This is a genomic window from Enterobacter cloacae complex sp., from assembly GCF_900322725.1.
In the GTDB taxonomy this organism is placed as follows: domain Bacteria; phylum Pseudomonadota; class Gammaproteobacteria; order Enterobacterales; family Enterobacteriaceae; genus Enterobacter; species Enterobacter quasihormaechei.
Genome location: NZ_LT991957.1, coordinates 3,682,147 through 3,700,566, shown reverse-complemented (window position 1 = coordinate 3,700,566; position 18,420 = coordinate 3,682,147). Strand labels below are relative to the sequence as shown.

General features: G+C 56.2%; 13 protein-coding genes and 1 pseudogene. 6 read left to right on the top strand and 8 right to left on the bottom strand.

Annotated features, from left to right (window positions below):
* Window positions 1-198: 198 nt before the first annotated feature.
* The 5 genes from serS to lrp all read right to left on the bottom strand — a co-directional run bounded on the left by serS (window position 199) and on the right by lrp (window position 7,971).
* Complete coding sequence (gene serS, locus DBR02_RS18195; protein ID WP_063449174.1) at window positions 199-1,491, bottom strand: serine--tRNA ligase; 1,293 nt, start codon at window positions 1,489-1,491, stop codon at window positions 199-201.
* A 92-nt stretch (window positions 1,492-1,583) separates the two neighbouring features.
* Window positions 1,584-2,927: a replication-associated recombination protein RarA gene (rarA, locus tag DBR02_RS18190; protein WP_107535045.1), complete on the bottom strand. Its 1,344-nt coding sequence runs from the start codon at window positions 2,925-2,927 to the stop codon at window positions 1,584-1,586.
* A gap of 9 nt (window positions 2,928-2,936) precedes the next feature.
* The gene (gene lolA, locus DBR02_RS18185) at window positions 2,937-3,551 is read right to left on the bottom strand and encodes an outer membrane lipoprotein chaperone LolA (RefSeq protein WP_003858270.1); all 615 of its coding nucleotides are present in this window, start codon (window positions 3,549-3,551) and stop codon (window positions 2,937-2,939) included.
* A 127-nt stretch (window positions 3,552-3,678) separates the two neighbouring features.
* The gene (locus DBR02_RS18180; protein ID WP_107535044.1) at window positions 3,679-7,341 is read right to left on the bottom strand and encodes a DNA translocase FtsK 4TM domain-containing protein; all 3,663 of its coding nucleotides are present in this window, start codon (window positions 7,339-7,341) and stop codon (window positions 3,679-3,681) included.
* 135 nt (window positions 7,342-7,476) lie between these two features.
* Window positions 7,477-7,971 (bottom strand): leucine-responsive transcriptional regulator Lrp, encoded by a 495-nt coding sequence (gene lrp, locus DBR02_RS18175; RefSeq protein ID WP_000228469.1) that lies wholly within the window; start codon window positions 7,969-7,971, stop codon window positions 7,477-7,479.
* A gap of 543 nt (window positions 7,972-8,514) precedes the next feature.
* Between lrp and trxB the strand changes: the two genes are divergently transcribed.
* From trxB to infA, 5 genes are all read left to right on the top strand, one after another.
* Window positions 8,515-9,483: a thioredoxin-disulfide reductase gene (gene trxB / locus DBR02_RS18165; protein ID WP_063449177.1), complete on the top strand. Its 969-nt coding sequence runs from the start codon at window positions 8,515-8,517 to the stop codon at window positions 9,481-9,483.
* A 114-nt stretch (window positions 9,484-9,597) separates the two neighbouring features.
* Entirely contained in the window at window positions 9,598-11,364 is a 1,767-nt protein-coding gene (gene cydD / locus DBR02_RS18160) for a heme ABC transporter permease/ATP-binding protein CydD (RefSeq protein WP_107535043.1), read from the top strand.
* On the top strand, window positions 11,364-13,085 hold the full coding sequence (gene cydC, locus DBR02_RS18155; RefSeq protein ID WP_107535042.1) for a heme ABC transporter ATP-binding protein/permease CydC: 1,722 nt from the start codon (window positions 11,364-11,366) through the stop codon (window positions 13,083-13,085). The genes cydD and cydC overlap by 1 nt, the downstream gene beginning before the upstream one ends.
* 45 nt (window positions 13,086-13,130) lie before the next feature.
* Entirely contained in the window at window positions 13,131-13,835 is a 705-nt protein-coding gene (gene aat, locus DBR02_RS18150) for a leucyl/phenylalanyl-tRNA--protein transferase (protein WP_107535041.1), read from the top strand.
* Window positions 13,836-14,119: 284 nt separating this feature from the next.
* Window positions 14,120-14,338, top strand: coding sequence for a translation initiation factor IF-1 (gene infA / locus DBR02_RS18145; protein ID WP_002211347.1), 219 nt, complete (start codon window positions 14,120-14,122; stop codon window positions 14,336-14,338).
* A gap of 71 nt (window positions 14,339-14,409) precedes the next feature.
* Here the strand turns inward: infA and DBR02_RS18140 are convergent.
* The 3 genes and pseudogenes from DBR02_RS18140 to clpS all read right to left on the bottom strand — a co-directional run bounded on the left by DBR02_RS18140 (window position 14,410) and on the right by clpS (window position 17,925).
* Window positions 14,410-14,857, bottom strand: a pseudogene (locus DBR02_RS18140) (hypothetical protein).
* Window positions 14,858-15,297: 440 nt separating this feature from the next.
* A complete protein-coding gene (gene clpA, locus DBR02_RS18135; protein ID WP_063449189.1) occupies window positions 15,298-17,577 on the bottom strand; it encodes an ATP-dependent Clp protease ATP-binding subunit ClpA in 2,280 nt (759 codons plus the stop codon).
* Between the two features lie 27 nt (window positions 17,578-17,604).
* Entirely contained in the window at window positions 17,605-17,925 is a 321-nt protein-coding gene (gene clpS, locus DBR02_RS18130) for an ATP-dependent Clp protease adapter ClpS (protein ID WP_006174393.1), read from the bottom strand.
* 267 nt (window positions 17,926-18,192) lie between these two features.
* Here clpS and cspD point away from each other — a divergent pair, with 267 nt between their 5' ends.
* Window positions 18,193-18,414, top strand: a complete 222-nt coding sequence (gene cspD, locus DBR02_RS18125) for a cold shock-like protein CspD (protein ID WP_006809408.1) — start codon at window positions 18,193-18,195, stop codon at window positions 18,412-18,414.
* The last annotated feature ends 6 nt before the right edge of the window (window positions 18,415-18,420 follow it).

The window sequence follows — 18,420 nt, the reverse complement described above, 5'->3', positions numbered from 1 at the left end:
GGTTGCTCACAAAGAAAAGAGAGGCGGTGCAAACCGCTATGTAGTTTTATATATAACGAAAAGCTACGTTATCGGTGTTTTATGCTAACTTTCGTTCGGAGGAGTATTACTACTTTAGAGGGAGGAGGTATTGCGTCGTATCAAATCAGGGATATAAAAAAAGCGCCCTGAGGCGCTTTTTTGTTTTGAAGCAAAATATTAACCGATGAACTGCTGGCCTTTCATGTAAGGACGCAGCACCTCAGGGATCTCAATGCGACCGTCTGCCTGCTGGTAGTTCTCCAGCACGGCCACCAGCGTACGACCAACCGCCAGACCAGAACCGTTCAGGGTATGGACCAGACGGGTCTTCTTATCGGACTTGCTGCGGCAACGCGCCTGCATACGACGCGCCTGGAAATCCCAGACGTTAGAGCAGGAAGAGATTTCACGGTAGGTGTTCTGCGCCGGCACCCACACTTCGAGGTCGAAGGTTTTGCAGGCGCCGAAGCCCATATCCCCGGTGCACAGCGCCATACGGCGGTAAGGTAGCCCCAGCAGTTCCAGCACTTTTTCCGCGTGGCCGGTCATCTCTTCCAGCGCATCCATCGATTCTTCCGGACGAACGATCTGCACCATCTCAACCTTATCGAACTGGTGCATACGGATCAGGCCGCGAGTATCACGACCGTAAGAGCCCGCTTCAGAACGGAAGCACGGAGAGTGCGCGGTCAGTTTGATTGGCAGATCGTCTTCGTCGATGATCTCGTCACGCACCAGGTTGGTCAGCGGCACTTCCGCGGTTGGGATCAGCGCGTAGTTACTGCTGTCTGCTTCCTCGTCCAGCGGACGGGTGTGGAACAGATCGCCGGCAAATTTCGGCAGCTGGCCTGTACCGTACAGCGTATCGTGGTTAACCAGATACGGTACGTAGGTTTCGCTGTAGCCGTGCTGCTCGGTGTGCAGATCCAGCATGAACTGAGCCAGCGCGCGGTGCAGGTGAGCAATTTGCCCTTTCATCACCACGAAGCGAGAACCGGTCAGCTTAACCGCTGCCGCAAAGTCCAGGCCCGCGTGCATTTCGCCCAGCGTCACGTGATCGCGCACTTCGAAGTCAAACTCGCGAGGCGTACCCCAGCGTTTCACTTCAACGTTGTCGTTTTCGTCTTTGCCGACAGGCACGCTGTCGTCAGGAATGTTCGGGATCGCCAGAGCAATATCGCGAATTTCAGCCTGAAGAACGTCCAGTTCAGCTTTCGCCTTATCCAGCTCTTCACCCAGCTTGTTCACTTCCAGGCGTAATGGCTCAATGTCTTCCCCGCGCGCTTTCGCCTGGCCAATGGATTTCGATCGAGAATTACGCTCTGCTTGCAGATTTTCAGTTTGTACCTGCAAAACTTTACGACGCTCTTCAAGAGCGCGCAGCTTATCTACATCCAGCTTAAAGCCCCGGCGTGCCAGTTTTTCAGCGACTGCGTCTGGCTCATTACGCAGCAGATTGGGATCGAGCATGCTTATCCTGTGCTTATCGAATTAAAAAAGGAAAAAGTGACCACAGCCTGCGGCCACAGAGATATATTGCCAACATTACCGCAACGATTGAACTAACGGTAGCGTTTTATAGGGCTATTTTGATCCTGTCCGGCAAGCCAGGCGAGCTTTTCGCCAATCTTACCCTCAAGACCTCTGTTTGTGGGGTGATAATAGCGGGTTTGTGCCATCTCCTGCGGGAAATACTCCTCCCCGGCGGCGTAGGCATTGGGTTCATCATGGGCGTAGCGATACTCCTGCCCGTAACCCATCTCTTTCATCAGCTTAGTGGGGGCATTGCGAAGATGTACCGGAACGTCGTAATCCGGACGTTCACGTGCATCCGACATCGCCGCTTTGAAGGCGGTATACACCGCATTGCTTTTCGGTGCGCAGGCCAGATAGACAATTGCCTGAGCAATGGCGCGCTCACCCTCCGCAGGCCCGACGCGGGTAAAGCAATCCCAGGCGGAAAGCGCGACCTGCATGGCGCGCGGATCGGCATTGCCGACGTCTTCCGACGCAATCGCCAGGCAGCGGCGCGCGACATATAACGGATCGCCACCGGCGGTGATGATACGCGCATACCAGTAGAGCGCCGCATCCGGCGCGCTGCCGCGCACGGATTTATGTAACGCAGAGATAAGGTCGTAGAAACGGTCGCCTTTATTATCGAAGCGCGCGCTGCGTTCACCGGCAATTTCGGTGAGCAGTTCATGCTTCAATACGCGCTTGCCCGCATCGTTCACTTCGGCCATATCGGCCATCATTTCGAGCGTGTTCAACGCCCGACGGGCATCACCGTTTACCAGGTCGGCAATCGCACGACGCGTCTCGTCCGGAAGAACGATATCCTGCCCGCCGTAACCCCGCGCTTTGTCGTCCATCGCTTGCGTCAGAACCTTTTCGATATCTTCCGTGGTCAGCGATTTGAGCAGATACACGCGTGCACGGGACAGCAGCGCAGAGTTCAGTTCAAACGACGGGTTTTCCGTGGTGGCGCCGATGAAGAAAATCGTACCGTCTTCAATGTGCGGCAGGAAGGCATCCTGCTGGCTCTTGTTGAAGCGGTGAACTTCGTCGACAAACAGAATGGTGCGACGTCCGGCATTGCGGTTTTGTCGCGCCCGCTCGATCGCCTCACGGATCTCTTTCACCCCCGACGTGACCGCCGAGATGCGCTCAACGTCCGCGTTGGCATAGCGGGCAATCACTTCAGCGAGCGTGGTTTTTCCGGTGCCGGGAGGCCCCCAGAGGATCATGGAGTGCAGATGCCCGGCCTCGATGGCGCGCGGCAAGGGTTTCCCCGCAGCCAGCAGATGTTGCTGACCGATGTACTGCGCTAAATTTTCTGGCCGCATACGGGCGGCCAGAGGTTGAAACGCATTATCTGAAAAATCGAGCGACAAATTGCTCACTCATGCCTCTTACTTATTGCGTTGGTCGTCCACCGTTACGCCCTGCGGCGGGGTAAAGGTAAATTTCGATGCATCAACAGCGCCGTTTTGCTGAGACTTCAACTGATAGCTGCTGCGCTGATCGTCCTGCTCAACCGCGCCAAACTGATTGATGGTGCCGTTGCTGCTCACGTTAATGGTGAACTGCTTCAGATTACCGTTGCTGCCTTTTGGCGTCAGGACAAACTCGTCGCCGTTTTGTTTAATGTTGTACTGCTGCCAGTCGCTGGACTGGTTACGGGCAATGAGCATAAACGGCGTATTGCTGGTCGCGTCTTTCAGCCAGGTGGCGGTCGCCTGCTCAACGAACGGGTTGTAGAACCACAGGGTTTTACCGTCAGACACCAGAACGCTTTCATCCGGCTGGGTCATGTGCCAGTTAAACAGATTTGGGCGCTTCACCCACAGATCTCCCTGCCCTTCCTGCACCGCGTTGCCGCTGCCGTCAGTCACTTTTTGCGTGAAGCTGGCGTGGAAGCTGCTCACTTTATCCAGTCGGCTTTTAAGGTCGCTGGCTGCATCAGCCCAGACGCTGCTGGCAACAAAACTGGAGAGTAATGCACAGGCGATGGCGATTTTTTTCATTGTTATTCCTTAAAATACGTCTTCCCGATATGGGGGTTCCGTTTCTATTCTGTACCTGCCCGAAAGCAGGCGACAGAAGAATATGCTTAATTTTTGCTGATTTACCCTTCTTTGCAATCGCTGAAGGTTACTCAAACGGCGGTGGCGCCAGCACCTCACGGTTACCGTTGTGCCCCTGTTCGCTCACGATGCCCTGCGCTTCCATCTGCTCAATGATACGCGCCGCGCGGTTGTAGCCGATACGGAACTGGCGCTGCACGCCCGAGATGGACGCTTTACGTTTTTCGGTGACGAAATTAACCGCCTGGTCGAATAACGGATCCAGCTCTTCGCCGCCGTCAAAACCACCGCCGCCACCTTCACTTTCGCTGTCGGAGGTGATGCCGTCAACGTATTGCGGACGCCCGCGCGCTTTCCAGTCCTGCACAACCGCGTGCACTTCCTGGTCGCGAACAAACGCACCGTGAACACGCACCGGCGAGGTGGAGTTCGGCCCGGAGTAGAGCATATCACCCATCCCCAGCAGCGACTCTGCTCCGCCCTGGTCAAGAATAGTACGCGAGTCAATTTTACTCGACACGGTAAACGCGATACGGGTCGGGATGTTTGCCTTAATAAGACCGGTGATAACGTCCACGGACGGACGCTGCGTAGCCAGAACCAGGTGGATACCCGCCGCACGCGCTTTCTGTGCCAGACGTGCAATCAGCTCTTCCACTTTCTTACCAACGGTCATCATCAGGTCGGCAAATTCATCCACCAGCACCACGATGTAAGGCAGTTTTTCCAGCACCGGATGTTGGGCATCCATGCTGTCACCCGGCTTCCAGTATGGGTCCGGAATCGGACGACCCATGCGCGCCGCCTCGGCGATCTTCTCGTTATAACCGGCAAGATTACGCACGCCCAGCGCCGACATCAGCTTGTAGCGACGCTCCATTTCATTGACGCTCCAGCGCAGTGCGTTGGCGGCGTCCTTCATGTCGGTGACCACTTCCGTCAGCAGGTGCGGAATGCCTTCGTAGACGGACAGTTCGAGCATTTTCGGGTCGATCATGATGAAACGCACGTCTTCAGGCTGCGCTTTGTAGAGCATGCTGAGGATCATGGCGTTCACACCGACCGATTTACCGGAACCGGTAGTACCCGCAACCAGCAGGTGCGGCATTTTCGCGAGATCGGCAACTACCGGATCGCCCGCAATGTCTTTCCCCAGCACCACGGTTAGCGGGGAAGGATTATCGCGGAACTTGGTGTTGTCCAGCACTTCACGCAGATAAACGGTCTGGCGTTTCTTGTTTGGCAGCTCAAGGCCAACGTAAGGCTTGCCTGGGATCACTTCCACCACGCGAACAGCCACGGTCGACAGGGAACGCGCCAGGTCGCGGGAGAGGTTAGAAATACGCGCCGCTTTTACGCCCGGCGCCAGGTTCAGTTCGAAACGGGTGATCACCGGGCCCGGTGAGTAGTTCACCACGTCCGCTTTAATACGGAAGTCAGCCAGACGCGCTTCCACCAGACGGGCCATCTGCTCGAGGGCAAAAGTATCAACCGGCTCGACTTCAGCCGGCGGCGGCGTTAACAGATCCAGCGACGGCAGCGGCGTGCTTGGACGTTGCAGCGGTCGGCTGTCTCCGTTACGCATCAGCAGCGGATGAATCAGGCTCTCCTGCGGCTGCGGTGCCGGCTGCTGGAACTGCGGCTGTGGCGGTTGGGCAGGCGTCTGCGGCTGAGCATACGCCTGCGGCGCCGGTTGTTGCGGCTGCGCGTAAGCCTGTGGCGCTGGCGCCTGACGCACCGGTTCCGCTTCCGGCATTACGCTCGGCGTGAACAGCGGTTCGCTTGGGCCATCATCCACCAGATCTTTCATTGGTGAGAATTCGAAATCCGACAGCGAGAACGGGTTTGCCCCCGAAGGCTGCTCACCGGAATAACGCTGCTGCTGCGTAGCGGCAAACTGGCGCGCCAGCTCCGCTTCGGCCGCATCATCGTCGTCCTGGTGTGAAGGCACGTCGTGCTGATACTCGTCGCCGTAGCGCTGATTCTGCTGGGCGGCAAACTGACGCGCCAGCTCGTCCTGATGCAGTTCGTCTGCATCATCTTCGTAGTCGGAACCACGCGCTTTCTCTTCCGCCATACGCTGGGAAGGCAGTTTAATGCCATAAGAGGCCAGCTCCCGGCGAGTCGGTACGCGCACGCGGTTAGGGCGCGGCAGCTGTGGACCAATGCCCTCTTTCACCTGAGGACGCGGGGCGCTGTCGGTTGCCGGGCTGAATAGCGGAGCGGACGCGGCAGCGGCTGCCGTTGACTGCTTCACGGCTTCAGCACCCGACGCAACGGCTGGCGTAGGATCTACAGGTGGAACGCTGACCGAAGGCGCTTTTGCAACTGGCTCCTGTACCGGCTCGGGCACGGGCTGATACCAGGCGGCAAGCTGCTCGCGCTCACGGGCGCGGCGCTCTTCCACTTCTTCAAAATAGTACAGTGGCGGACGAGACGGCTTCGCTTCCTCGACCACCTCAGGTTCAGGCTCCGGCGCAACGTAGGGCTGTTCATGTACAACGGGTTCTGGCGTATAAGCCTGATACGGTTGTTGCGGCTCGGTGACAGGCTCAGGCGGCTGATACGGCTGCTGCCACTGCTCCTGCTGAACGGGAATATAGCTTTCTGGCTCAGGCGCGATGGTCGGCTCAGGCGTATGGACGCCAGGCGCAGTCTGCCAGTCCACCTGCGGTTGCTGGATCGCGGACTCCGGGGCAGGCACAGGCGAGGACGGCATCACGGCTTCAACAGGTGCAACATAGGCCTGCGCCGCCGTCGTTGCGGCAGCAGCGGCGGCTACCGGTTCAGTCACGGAATGACCATTCAGCAGCGGATCGTATTCGTCATACTCACCCGGCGTGGCGCGATGACCAGAGAACAGTACGTCATCAGGATCGACGACCGCACCGCGATACTCAATCTGCTCGTCTTCATCCATACGTTTGCCGGAGAACAGCGCGGCGTCCGTTTTACGGCCTAACGGGTTCGCAAATTTTTCAGCGACGCGCTGGCGGCGCGCCAGGGCACCGCGCAGAATACGCGCGCGACGAGACTCACGACGCACATCAGGCGCATCGTCTTCGTCATACTCATCTTCGTATTCATCTTCATCGACCCACGTATCGTCACGACGGGTACGGTTGCTGGCGAACGTCAGCAGCGTCAGAATAAAGCTGCCGATCTTCTCAGCAATGCTCACCCAGGACCAGCCGGTAAACAGCGTCAGCCCCGCCGCCCAGATACACAGCAGCGCCAGCGTGCCGCCGCTGCTGTGAAGCATCGGTTGCAGCGCGGAGCTCAGAAGGCTGCCGATCACCCCGCCGGAAGCGAAGTACCAGATATCATCGGCGTTGATCGCCGCCAGTCCACAGGAGGTGAGGATCAGCGCCAGGGCACCAATCAGGCGCAGCGAAACGGCAAAATAATCGATGTAGTCGTCGTTCTGTCGATGACGCCAGGCAAACCAGCATCCGCCAATAATGATGACGGGCAGGGTATAGGCCATCACACCGAAAATGAAAAAGAGCGTGTCCGCAAGCCAGGCGCCGGGAACGCCACCTAAGTTATGGATAGGCTCATGCCATGCGGTTTGTGACCAGCTGGGATCTGAGGGGTTGAAACTGAGTAAGGCAGCCATCAGCCAGACGGCAAAAAGGGCAATAACAATCAGCAAAGCCTCGAGGAGACGACGTCCGCTGCTTAGCTTCGATAGTGTGACTTCTTTGTCTTCAGTGTATTCCTGGCTCAAGAAAGGCTCTCCAGGTATCAGGCATGTCCTGCCTGTGTGCTAAAACGGACAACAGCGCCGGGTATCCCCGGCACTGTTGCTGTATGGATTAACAGGAGTGTAATCAAACTACACTGATTTTGCACCTGTTCCGTGTTAGCGCGTCTTAATAACCAGACGATTGCTCTGTTTGACCTCTTCCATCACCACATAAGTACGGGTGTCGTTCACGCCTGGCAGACGCAGCAGGGTTTCACCCAGCAGCTTACGGTAGGCGGACATATCGGGCACACGGGTTTTCAACAGGTAGTCGAAATCACCGGAAACCAGATGACACTCTTGAATTTCTTCAAGTTTTTGTACAGCGGCGTTAAATTGCTCAAACACATCCGGTGCACCACGATTCAGAGTAATCTCAACAAATACCAGAAGTGAGGCATCCAGATAATGCGGGTTCAGCAGAGCCGTATAGCCCTGGATAAAACCCTGTCTTTCCAGTCGACGCACACGCTCAAGGCACGGCGTCGGGGAAAGTCCCACACGTTTTGAAAGCTCGACGTTGGAAATACGCCCATCCTTTTGCAATTCATTAAGAATGTTACGATCGATACGGTCGAGATCTTTGCCAGGGCGCTTCTTGCTATCTACCATTATTATTGTCTCTCTGTATTCCTTCCCTACTCCTGCCTGGACCCTGTGCACATCACTGTTCAGAGCCTGCACCCGTTATTCATCACATCGCCTGGTTATGTATTTGACGCGATGTGGATTCGGGTTCTGCGGTAAGAAGACCGTTGCCCGAAAGCAGTCACAGACATCACGTATGGCGTCTGTCCACACCATGCGTAGATTTCACTGACCCGGTAAAAATGGCATTTACGTGCATGTCTATTCGGCATGCAGTTCATGCGTTTTTTTTTCTTCCTTGAATGTTTTCGCAAAAGCGCAGGGGATTGTCAAAGCAAAACATCGATTTTTAGTACAAGATGCCGGATATTCATTACGGAGGGGTATTAATCCTCATTTTATTGCCTTATAAACGCGCGATTTTCAGTAGCAGACGTGATATGAACGCATCTGATTCATAGGGCGCGGCTATTGCATATATCGGAAGCAAAACTGCCGTGCTCTTTTTTTACGGCAACAAATTCCCTACAATCCAGCCCATTGCCTGCCAACAACAATGGGGATCTCATGGGCACGACCAAACACAGTAAGCTGCTAATCCTTGGTTCTGGACCTGCGGGATATACCGCAGCGGTCTATGCTGCACGCGCTAACCTGCAACCGGTACTGATCACCGGGATGGAAAAAGGCGGTCAGCTGACCACCACCACGGAAGTGGAGAACTGGCCGGGCGACCCGAACGACCTGACCGGGCCGCTGCTGATGGAGCGCATGCACGAGCATGCCGCCAAATTCGAAACCGAAATCCTGTTCGACCACATTAACAAAGTGGATTTGCAGAACCGTCCGTTCCGCCTGACGGGTGACAGCGGTGAATACACCTGCGATGCGCTGATCATTGCCACCGGCGCCTCTGCCCGTTATCTCGGCCTGCCGTCTGAAGAAGCGTTCAAAGGCCGCGGCGTGTCAGCCTGTGCAACCTGCGACGGTTTCTTCTATCGCAACCAGAAAGTTGCGGTGATCGGCGGTGGTAATACTGCGGTCGAAGAAGCGCTGTATCTGGCGAACATCGCCTCGGAAGTGCACTTGATCCACCGTCGCGACACCTTCCGCGCTGAGAAGATCCTGATCAAACGCCTGATGGATAAAGTGGCGAGCGGCAACATTGTGCTGCACACCAACCGTACGCTGGAAGAAGTGACCGGCGACCAGATGGGCGTGGCGGGTCTGCGTATTCGTGATACGCAGAACACCGACACCGTCGAAACGCTGGAGGTGGCGGGCCTGTTCGTGGCCATCGGCCACAGCCCGAACACGGCTATCTTCGAAGGTCAGCTGGAGCTGGAAAACGGCTACATTAAAGTGCAGTCCGGCATTCACGGCAACGCGACCCAGACCAGCGTTCCGGGCGTCTTTGCGGCAGGCGACGTCATGGACCATATTTATCGTCAGGCGATCACCTCTGCGGGCACCGGCTGTATGGCCGCGCTGGACGCAGAACGCTATCTGGACGGACTGGCTGAACAAGGTAAATAATCTTTACAAGTCAGTAACAAACGTAAATAAAGGCGGCCATTGGTCGCCTTTATTTTTGCTCACGTGTAACATGCAGAAGTCTAATTTCTTATAACGTCACCTGCAAAGTACGCAATGGAAAAAACCCGTCAACAAGAGTTAACACGCTGGCTGAAACAGCAAAGCGTTCTATCCCGCCGCTGGCTTATGATTTCCCGCGTTCTGGGATTCATCAGCGGTCTGTTGATTGTTGCCCAGGCATGGCTGCTGGCCCGCATTCTCAATCATATGATCATGGAGAACATTCCGCGCGAAGCACTGCTATTGCCGTTTATCATTCTGGTGCTGGTTTTCGTTCTGCGTGCGTGGGTGGTCTGGCTGCGCGAGCGGGTTGGGTTCCATGCCGGGCAGCACATCCGCTATGAGATTCGCCGCAAGGTGCTCGATCGGCTCTCGGAAGCCGGGCCTGCGTGGATCCAGGGTAAGCCAGCCGGCAGCTGGGCGACGCTGATCCTTGAGCAAATCGACGATATGCACGATTACTACGCGCGGTATCTTCCCCAGATGGCGCTGGCGGTATTTGTGCCCCTGTTGATTGTTATCGCCATCTTCCCGGTTAACTGGGTGGCAGCGCTGATCCTGCTGGGGACCGCCCCGCTGATCCCGCTATTTATGGCGATGGTCGGCATGGGCGCGGCAGATGCAAACCGCCGCAACTTCCTGGCGCTGGGCCGGTTAAGCGGTCATTTCCTGGACCGTCTGCGCGGCATGGAAACCCTGCGTATCTTTGGTCGCGGTGAAGCGGAAACCGAAAACATTCGCCTGGCGTCGCAGGATTTTCGTCAGCGCACCATGGAAGTGTTGCGCATGGCCTTCCTCTCGTCCGGCGTGCTCGAGTTCTTCACCTCCCTGTCGATTGCGCTGGTGGCGGTTTACTTTGGCTTCTCCTACCTCGGCGCGCTCGACTTTGGCCACTACGGTACGGCGGTCACGCTTTCCGCCGGGTTCCTGGCGCTGATCCTGGCCCCGGAATTTTTCCAGCCGCTTCGCGATCTCGGCACCTTTTATCATGCTAAAGCGCAGGCGGTTGGCGCTGCCGACAGCCTGAAAACCTTCATGGAAACGCCGCTGGCGCATCCTGAGCGTGGTGAAGTGACGCTGAATACGAACGATCCGGTGACCATTGAAGCACAGGATTTTTCTGTTCTGTCGCCTGAAGGCAAAGTGCTGGCAGGTCCGCTGAACTTTACCCTGCCCGCCGGGCAACGTGTGGTGCTGGTGGGCACCAGCGGTTCAGGTAAAAGCTCATTGCTGAATGCGCTATCAGGCTTTATGGCCTACACCGGATCGCTGCGTATCAACAAAACGGAGCTGCGCGAGCTTGATCCTGATGCCTGGCGTAAGCAGCTGAGCTGGGTGGGTCAAAACCCGCAGTTGCCTGCCCCGACGCTGCGCGAGAATGTGCTGCTGGCACGTCCGGATGCGCGTGACGATGAGCTGCAATCGGTCATCGATCGCGCCTGGGTCAGCGAGTTTCTGCCGCTGCTTGCGCAGGGCGTCGATACGGTCATTGGCGATCAGTCTGCCGGGCTGTCGGTGGGCCAGGCACAGCGCGTCGCGGTTGCCCGTGCGCTGCTGAACCCCTGTTCGCTAATGCTGCTGGACGAACCCGCGGCCAGCCTGGATGCACACAGCGAGCAGCGCGTGATGGATGCGCTTAACGCCGCCTCACGCCAGCAAACCACCCTGATGGTGACCCACCAGCTGGAAGGTATTGCCGACTGGGATCGGATCTGGGTGATGGAAAACGGACACATTGTTGAGCAAGGCGATTACGCCGCGCTTGTTGCCGCGCAGGGGCCGTTTGCGAACCTGCTGGCGAATCGTCAGGAGGACATCTGATGCGCGCCCTGCTTCCCTATCTTGCACTGTATAAACGCCACAAATGGATGCTGACGCTCGGTATCGTGCTGGCGATCGTCACGCTGCTCGCCAGCATCGGCCTGCTTACGCTTTCCGGCTGGTTCCTCTCCGCGTCTGCGGCCGCAGGCTTTGCCGGGCTGTACAGCTTTAACTATATGCTGCCTGCCGCCGGGGTGCGCGGCACGGCGATTACGCGAACTGCCGGGCGCTACTTCGAGCGTCTGGTCAGCCACGACGCGACCTTCCGCGTGCTGCAACACCTGCGCATTTATACGTTCAGCAAGCTGCTGCCCCTCTCCCCTGCCGGGCTGGCACGTTTTCGTCAGGGCGAATTACTCAACCGCGTGGTTGCGGATGTAGATACGCTGGATCACCTCTATCTCCGCGTCATTTCGCCCATGGTGGGCGCGTTTGTGGTGATTGTCGTGGTCACGCTGGGGTTGAGTTTCCTGGATGTTCCTATCGCGCTGACGCTCGGCGGCATCATGCTGATGACGCTGATTATTCTGCCCCCCCTGTTTTATCGTGCAGGTAAAACCACCGGGGAAAACCTGACGCGTCTGCGTGGAGAATACCGCCAGCAGCTCACCTCCTGGTTACAGGGACAGGCCGAGCTCACCATTTTTGGCGCCAGCAAACGCTACCGCGCCCGTATGGAAAATACGGAACTTAACTGGCATGAAGCCCAGCGTCGCCAGTCTGAGCTGACCGCGTTTTCTCAAGCGCTGATGATGTTAATTGGTGGGATTGCCGTTATCGCCATGCTCTGGATGGCCTCCGGTGGCGTGGGCGGTAACGCGCAGCCCGGTCCGCTCATTGCGCTGTTTGTTTTCTGTGCCCTGGCTGCCTTCGAAGCCTTGGCCCCGGTCACGGGCGCGTTTCAGCATCTCGGTCAGGTCATCGCCTCTGCGCTGCGCATTACGGACATTGCCGAGCAGGAGCCGGAAGTGAAGTTTAGCGCCGGTCAAACCGCCGTGCCGGAGCAGGTCGCGCTGACGCTCAGCAACGTCACCTTCGCCTACGACAAGCAGGCGCAAAACGCGCTGGAAGACGTCAGCCTGTCTGTTGATGCCGGGCAGCGCATTGCGATCCTTGGCCGTACGGGATGTGGCAAATCGACGCTTCTGCAACTTCTCACGCGCGCGTGGGATCCGCAGCAGGGCGAGATTCGGCTTAACGACATTCCGCTGCCTGGTTTTAGCGAAGCGGCCTTGCGTAAAACGGTCAGCGTCGTGCCTCAGCGGGTGCATCTGTTCAGCGCTACGCTGCGCGATAATCTTCTTCTGGCGGCGCCGGACGCCTCCGACGATACGCTGCGGGCGATGCTGGAACAGGTTGGGCTGCACAAGCTGCTTGAGGACGACGGATTAAACAGCTGGCTGGGTGAAGGGGGTCGACAGCTTTCCGGCGGTGAACTGCGTCGTCTGGCCATCGCGCGCGCCCTGCTGCACGATGCGCCGCTGATGCTGCTGGATGAACCGACAGAAGGTCTGGATGCGACAACCGAGAGTCAAATTCTTGATTTACTGACAAATGTGATGAAAGGCAAAACCGTGCTGATGGTCACTCACCGCCTGCGCGGGCTGGTGAATTTCGATCGGATAATTGTGATGGACAACGGACACATAATTGAGCAAGGTAATCACGCAGAGCTGCTGGCAAAACAGGGTCGCTACTACCAGTTTAAACAGCGCCTGTAGACTATATTTGTAGCGTCCTCTCTCGCGTACTGGAGTTCTGTTGTCATGCGCCTGGTGCAGCTTTCTCGCCATAATATTGCGTTCCCTTCTCCGGAGGGGGCGCTGCGTGAACCTAACGGATTGCTGGCTCTGGGCGGCGATCTCAGCCCGGCGCGTCTCCTGATGGCTTACCAGCGCGGCATCTTCCCGTGGTTTTCCCCCGGCGACCCGATTTTATGGTGGTCTCCCGACCCGCGAGCTGTGCTATGGCCTGGGCAGTTTCACCTGAGCCGAAGCATGAAGCGTTTTCACGCAAAATCGCCCTATCGCGTTACGCTCAACCACGCCTTCGGGCAGGTCATTGAAGGCTGCGCTGAAGATCGTCACGAAGGCACCTGGATAACCCGCGACATCATTATCGCCTACCACCAGCTTCATGAGCTGGGCTACGCGCACTCCATCGAAGTATGGAAAGAGGATGAGCTCGTTGGCGGAATGTACGGCGTGGCGCAGGGCACGCTGTTCTGCGGCGAGTCGATGTTCTCCCGCGCTACCAATGCGTCGAAAACTGCGCTGCTGGTGTTTAGCGAGGAATTTGCCCAACGAGGTGGACAGCTGATGGATTGCCAGGTGCTGAATGAGCACACCGCCTCGCTGGGCGCCGTGGAAATTTCCCGCCGACGCTATATCGAACACCTTGAACAGTGCCGACAGGAGACCCTTCCGCGCGATTTTTGGGTTCCCAGAACGCTCTTTATGCCCAATGCCTAAATGTTTTCCGCATATTTTTTATGAGGGTGTTATAATTACGCCGCAGAGTAGCTTCTGCCTGTTGCCCCGCCGCCGTTTGGGACCCCCGCTTCAGATAACGTCCTGACGTTTATCCTGTCGTCTCCCCTTTACGAATGCGCTTTCCGTTCGGTTGTACCGTGACGCTTGGGCAATACGCTGAAATTGTTTTGCTGCGTTTTAAACGCGCAATTCTTTACTTAATTGATGAATTTCGGCATTATCTTGCCGGTTCAAAACTTGGTAGTGATACCCCAGAGGATTAGATGGCCAAAGAAGACAATATTGAAATGCAGGGTACCGTACTTGATACGTTGCCTAATACCATGTTTCGCGTAGAACTGGAAAACGGTCACGTGGTAACTGCGCACATCTCCGGTAAAATGCGCAAAAACTATATCCGCATTTTGACGGGCGACAAAGTGACTGTTGAACTGACCCCGTACGACCTGAGCAAAGGCCGCATTGTCTTCCGTAGTCGCTAATTGTTTTCGCCTGTAATGGCAGATGAATATTTAAAAGGTCGGGATAATCCCGGCCTTTTTTATTTAGGGTCTTAGTGTGGCTGTGTCGGCAGATGTATTGTCATCCATGGTTGTACAGGAGCGATTAAATCCCCCGCCATAGAATGAGCCATGTCATGGAGTAATCCCGTCAGGTGCGGCAACATATCGCGGTCAAAATGCGAAACCAGCAGCACGTGGTTTAACGCCCGGCAGTAGTCACATTTCGTTTCGGTATCTTCCAGCAGCCACTCCTTTTGTCGCGGGTTGTTCCGCTTCTTCCTCAAATTCCACCACCTGAAAATCACGCATGGATTCTGCGAGTCCGGTTTTAACTACTTCCAGATAAGCTCCGAGACAGCGGCAAACGGGCTGCGTTTGTGGGAGCGAATGACAGTCGAGCAGGATTTCAGTGAGCAGGTTGCAGCGTTCGGCAAGAGTTGGGAGATCGGGGTTGAGTGAGAGTTCGCTATAGAGCTGAGAAAGATTGTTATTTTCCATTTGATTATGACTCCGTGTGAAATGATGAGATCTCCACCCGAACGCCAACTCAGGTGGCAGACTGAACCGGTTTGGCGTACCGACCCACACGGGAAAATCGGCGCTTCAAAAGAAGCCCCGGTTCAGCCCACCATAATTGAGTCTGCGGATTATATCGCTAGCTTTCAAAAGTGTGAACGAACCTGATGATAGTTGAACGTATCAACATCATTTCTCGTGTGTAATCAGGACGCCAATCCCGGCACCTGATTTTGCAGGTGCGCCGCCATTTTATTACTGTGGATTTATCCAGCAACCAACTTCGAACGAAACTGGAAAGCGCCTCGCAAAATTCCTCTGCGGCCTGATGCCCTCACCCCAGCCCTCTCCCACAGGGAGAGGGAGAAAGGCAGGCATAAAAAAACCGGGCTATTGCCCGGTTTTTAGACCTACGGAAGAAATCAGTGAGCCGCTTCCGGCTTGTGCTTCGCCGCACTCTGGAAATCGTACGTCAGCTCGTTCTTCGCCTGATCCAGCGCCACGGTCACCTGGCCGCCGTCCACCAGCGAGCCAAACAGCAGCTCGTTCGCCAGCGGTTTCTTCAGGTTATCCTGAATCACGCGTGCCATCGGACGGGCACCCATCGCACGGTCGTAGCCTTTCTCAGCCAGCCAGTTGCGGGCCTCCTGGCTCACTTCCAGCGACACGCCTTTCTGATCCAGCTGAACCTGCAACTCGACGATGAACTTGTCCACCACCTGATGGATCACCTCGGTAGACAGGTGATCGAACCAGATAATGTTGTCCAGTCGGTTACGGAACTCCGGCGTGAAGATCTTCTTGATCTCCTCCATCGCATCGGTGCTGTTATCCTGGTGGATCAGGCCGATGGATTTGCGCTCGGTTTCACGCACCCCGGCGTTGGTGGTCATCACCAGCACCACGTTGCGGAAGTCCGCCTTGCGCCCGTTGTTATCGGTCAGCGTTCCGTTGTCCATCACCTGCAACAGGATGTTGAACACGTCCGGGTGCGCTTTCTCGATTTCATCGAGCAGCAGTACCGCGTGCGGATGCTTGATCACCGCGTCGGTGAGCAGGCCACCCTGGTCAAAGCCCACGTATCCCGGAGGCGCACCAATCAAACGGCTGACGGTGTGTCGCTCCATATACTCGGACATGTCAAAGCGCAGCAGCTCGATGCCCAGCGCCTTGGAGAGCTGGACCGTTACCTCGGTTTTCCCCACGCCGGTCGGGCCGGCGAACAGGAAGGAACCAACAGGCTTGTGGTCATGCCCCAGACCAGCACGGGCCATCTTGATCGCTTCGGTTAAGGCCTCAATGGCTTTATCCTGACCAAAGACCAGCATTTTCAGGCGATTGCCGAGCGTGCGCAGCGTATCGCGATCGCTCTGAGAAACGCTCTTCTCAGGAATACGCGCGATGCGGGCGACCACGGACTCGATATCCGCCACGTTCACGGTTTTCTTACGCTTGCTGGCCGGCATCAGGCGCGCACGCGCACCCGCTTCATCAATCACGTCGATCGCTTTATCCGGCAGATGACGATCGTTGATGTATTTCACCGCCAGCTCCACCGCCGCACGCACCGCTTTCGCGGTGTAACGCACGTCGTGGTGCGCTTCGTACTTCGTTTTCAGGCCGTTGATGATCTGCACCGTTTCGTCAACCGACGGCTCGGTGACGTCGATTTTCTGGAAACGACGCGCCAGCGCACGGTCTTTCTCGAAAATGTTGCTGAACTCCTGGTACGTCGTGGAGCCCATCACGCGGATCTTGCCGCTGGAGAGCAGCGGTTTGATCAGGTTGGCGGCATCCACCTGTCCACCGGAGGCTGCGCCTGCGCCGATAATGGTGTGGATCTCATCGATAAACAGGATGCTGTTGGTATCCTGCTCCAGCTGTTTTAACAGCGCTTTGAAACGTTTTTCAAAATCACCGCGGTATTTAGTGCCCGCCAGCAGCGAACCGATGTCCAGCGAGTAGATGGTGCAGTCAGCGATCACTTCCGGCACGTCGCCCTGCACAATGCGCCAGGCCAGCCCTTCGGCAATCGCGGTTTTACCCACGCCAGATTCCCCCACCAGCAGCGGGTTGTTCTTACGGCGACGGCACAGCACCTGGATGGCACGCTCCAGCTCTTTGTCGCGGCCAATCAGCGGGTCGATACCGCCGACGCGAGCAAGCTGGTTAAGGTTGGTGGTGAAGTTTTCCATACGATCCTCCCCGCCTGCTTGCTCTTCACTGTTGTTGATCTGCCCGCTGGGATCCGACGCCTGGTTAGGCTCGTCTTTTCGCGTTCCGTGAGAGATGAAGTTGACCACGTCGAGCCGGCTGACTTCGTGTTTGCGCAGCAGGTAGGCCGCCTGGGACTCCTGTTCGCTGAAGATGGCGACCAAGACATTTGCGCCAGTCACTTCGCTACGTCCGGAAGACTGGACGTGGAAAACCGCGCGCTGCAATACGCGCTGGAAGCTGAGCGTCGGCTGCGTGTCGCGCTCTTCTTCACTGGCGGGCAGCACCGGTGTGGTTTGTTCGATGAAGGCTTCGAGTTCCTGACGTAGCGCCACCAGATCCACGGAGCAGGCTTCCAGCGCTTCGCGGGCAGATGGGTTGCTAAGCAATGCGAGCAGCAGGTGCTCGACGGTCATAAACTCATGTCGGTGCTCACGCGCTCTGGCGAAAGCCATGTTTAAACTGAGTTCCAGTTCTTGATTGAGCATAGGCACCTCCCCCAATTTTATGCCTTATCAGGCCTTTTCCAGCGTACACAGCAACGGATGCTCGTTCTCCCTTGCATAGTCGTTCACCATCGCTACTTTGGTTTCCGCGACTTCGGCAGTGAAGATGCCGCAGATCGCTTTGCCACGATAATGAACGGTAAGCATCAGTTGCGTTGCACGTTCAACATCATAAGAAAAGAACTTTTGTAGCACGTCAATAACAAATTCCATTGGCGTGTAATCATCGTTCATTAACATAACTTTATACATAGATGGCGGTTTTAGCGCGTCGCGCACTTTATCTTCCGCCAGCTGGTCAAAATCCAGCCAGTCGTTGGTCTTACCCATGATGCATAACCACTTTGAATCTACCTCAGATGTTAGATAACAATCATCTATTACTGTCATCCGCGATGTCTGTCACAAACTGTTGCAATAGCGTTAACTGCCTCAAATTTTGGTTGATTATTGTCCCAACTCCAGCGCCAAACCCTTGACGGCGTCTTCCGATTCTCTAAATTGTACAAGCGTGAGTTGGCGAGGTTTTGAACAGCCCCCACTCCACCACCGGTTCATTCCATCTTAATTTATAAGATTTACGAAGGATGTCGAAGCATGGAAATGGGTACTGTTAAGTGGTTCAACAACGCCAAGGGGTTTGGCTTCATTTGCCCCGAAGGCGGCGGCGAGGATATCTTCGCTCACTATTCCACCATTCAGATGGATGGTTACAGGACGCTCAAAGCCGGGCAGTCCGTCCGGTTCGATGTACACCAGGGGCCAAAAGGCAATCACGCCAGTCTTATCGTGCCCGTTGAAGCAGAAACGGTTGCATAGCTCTCT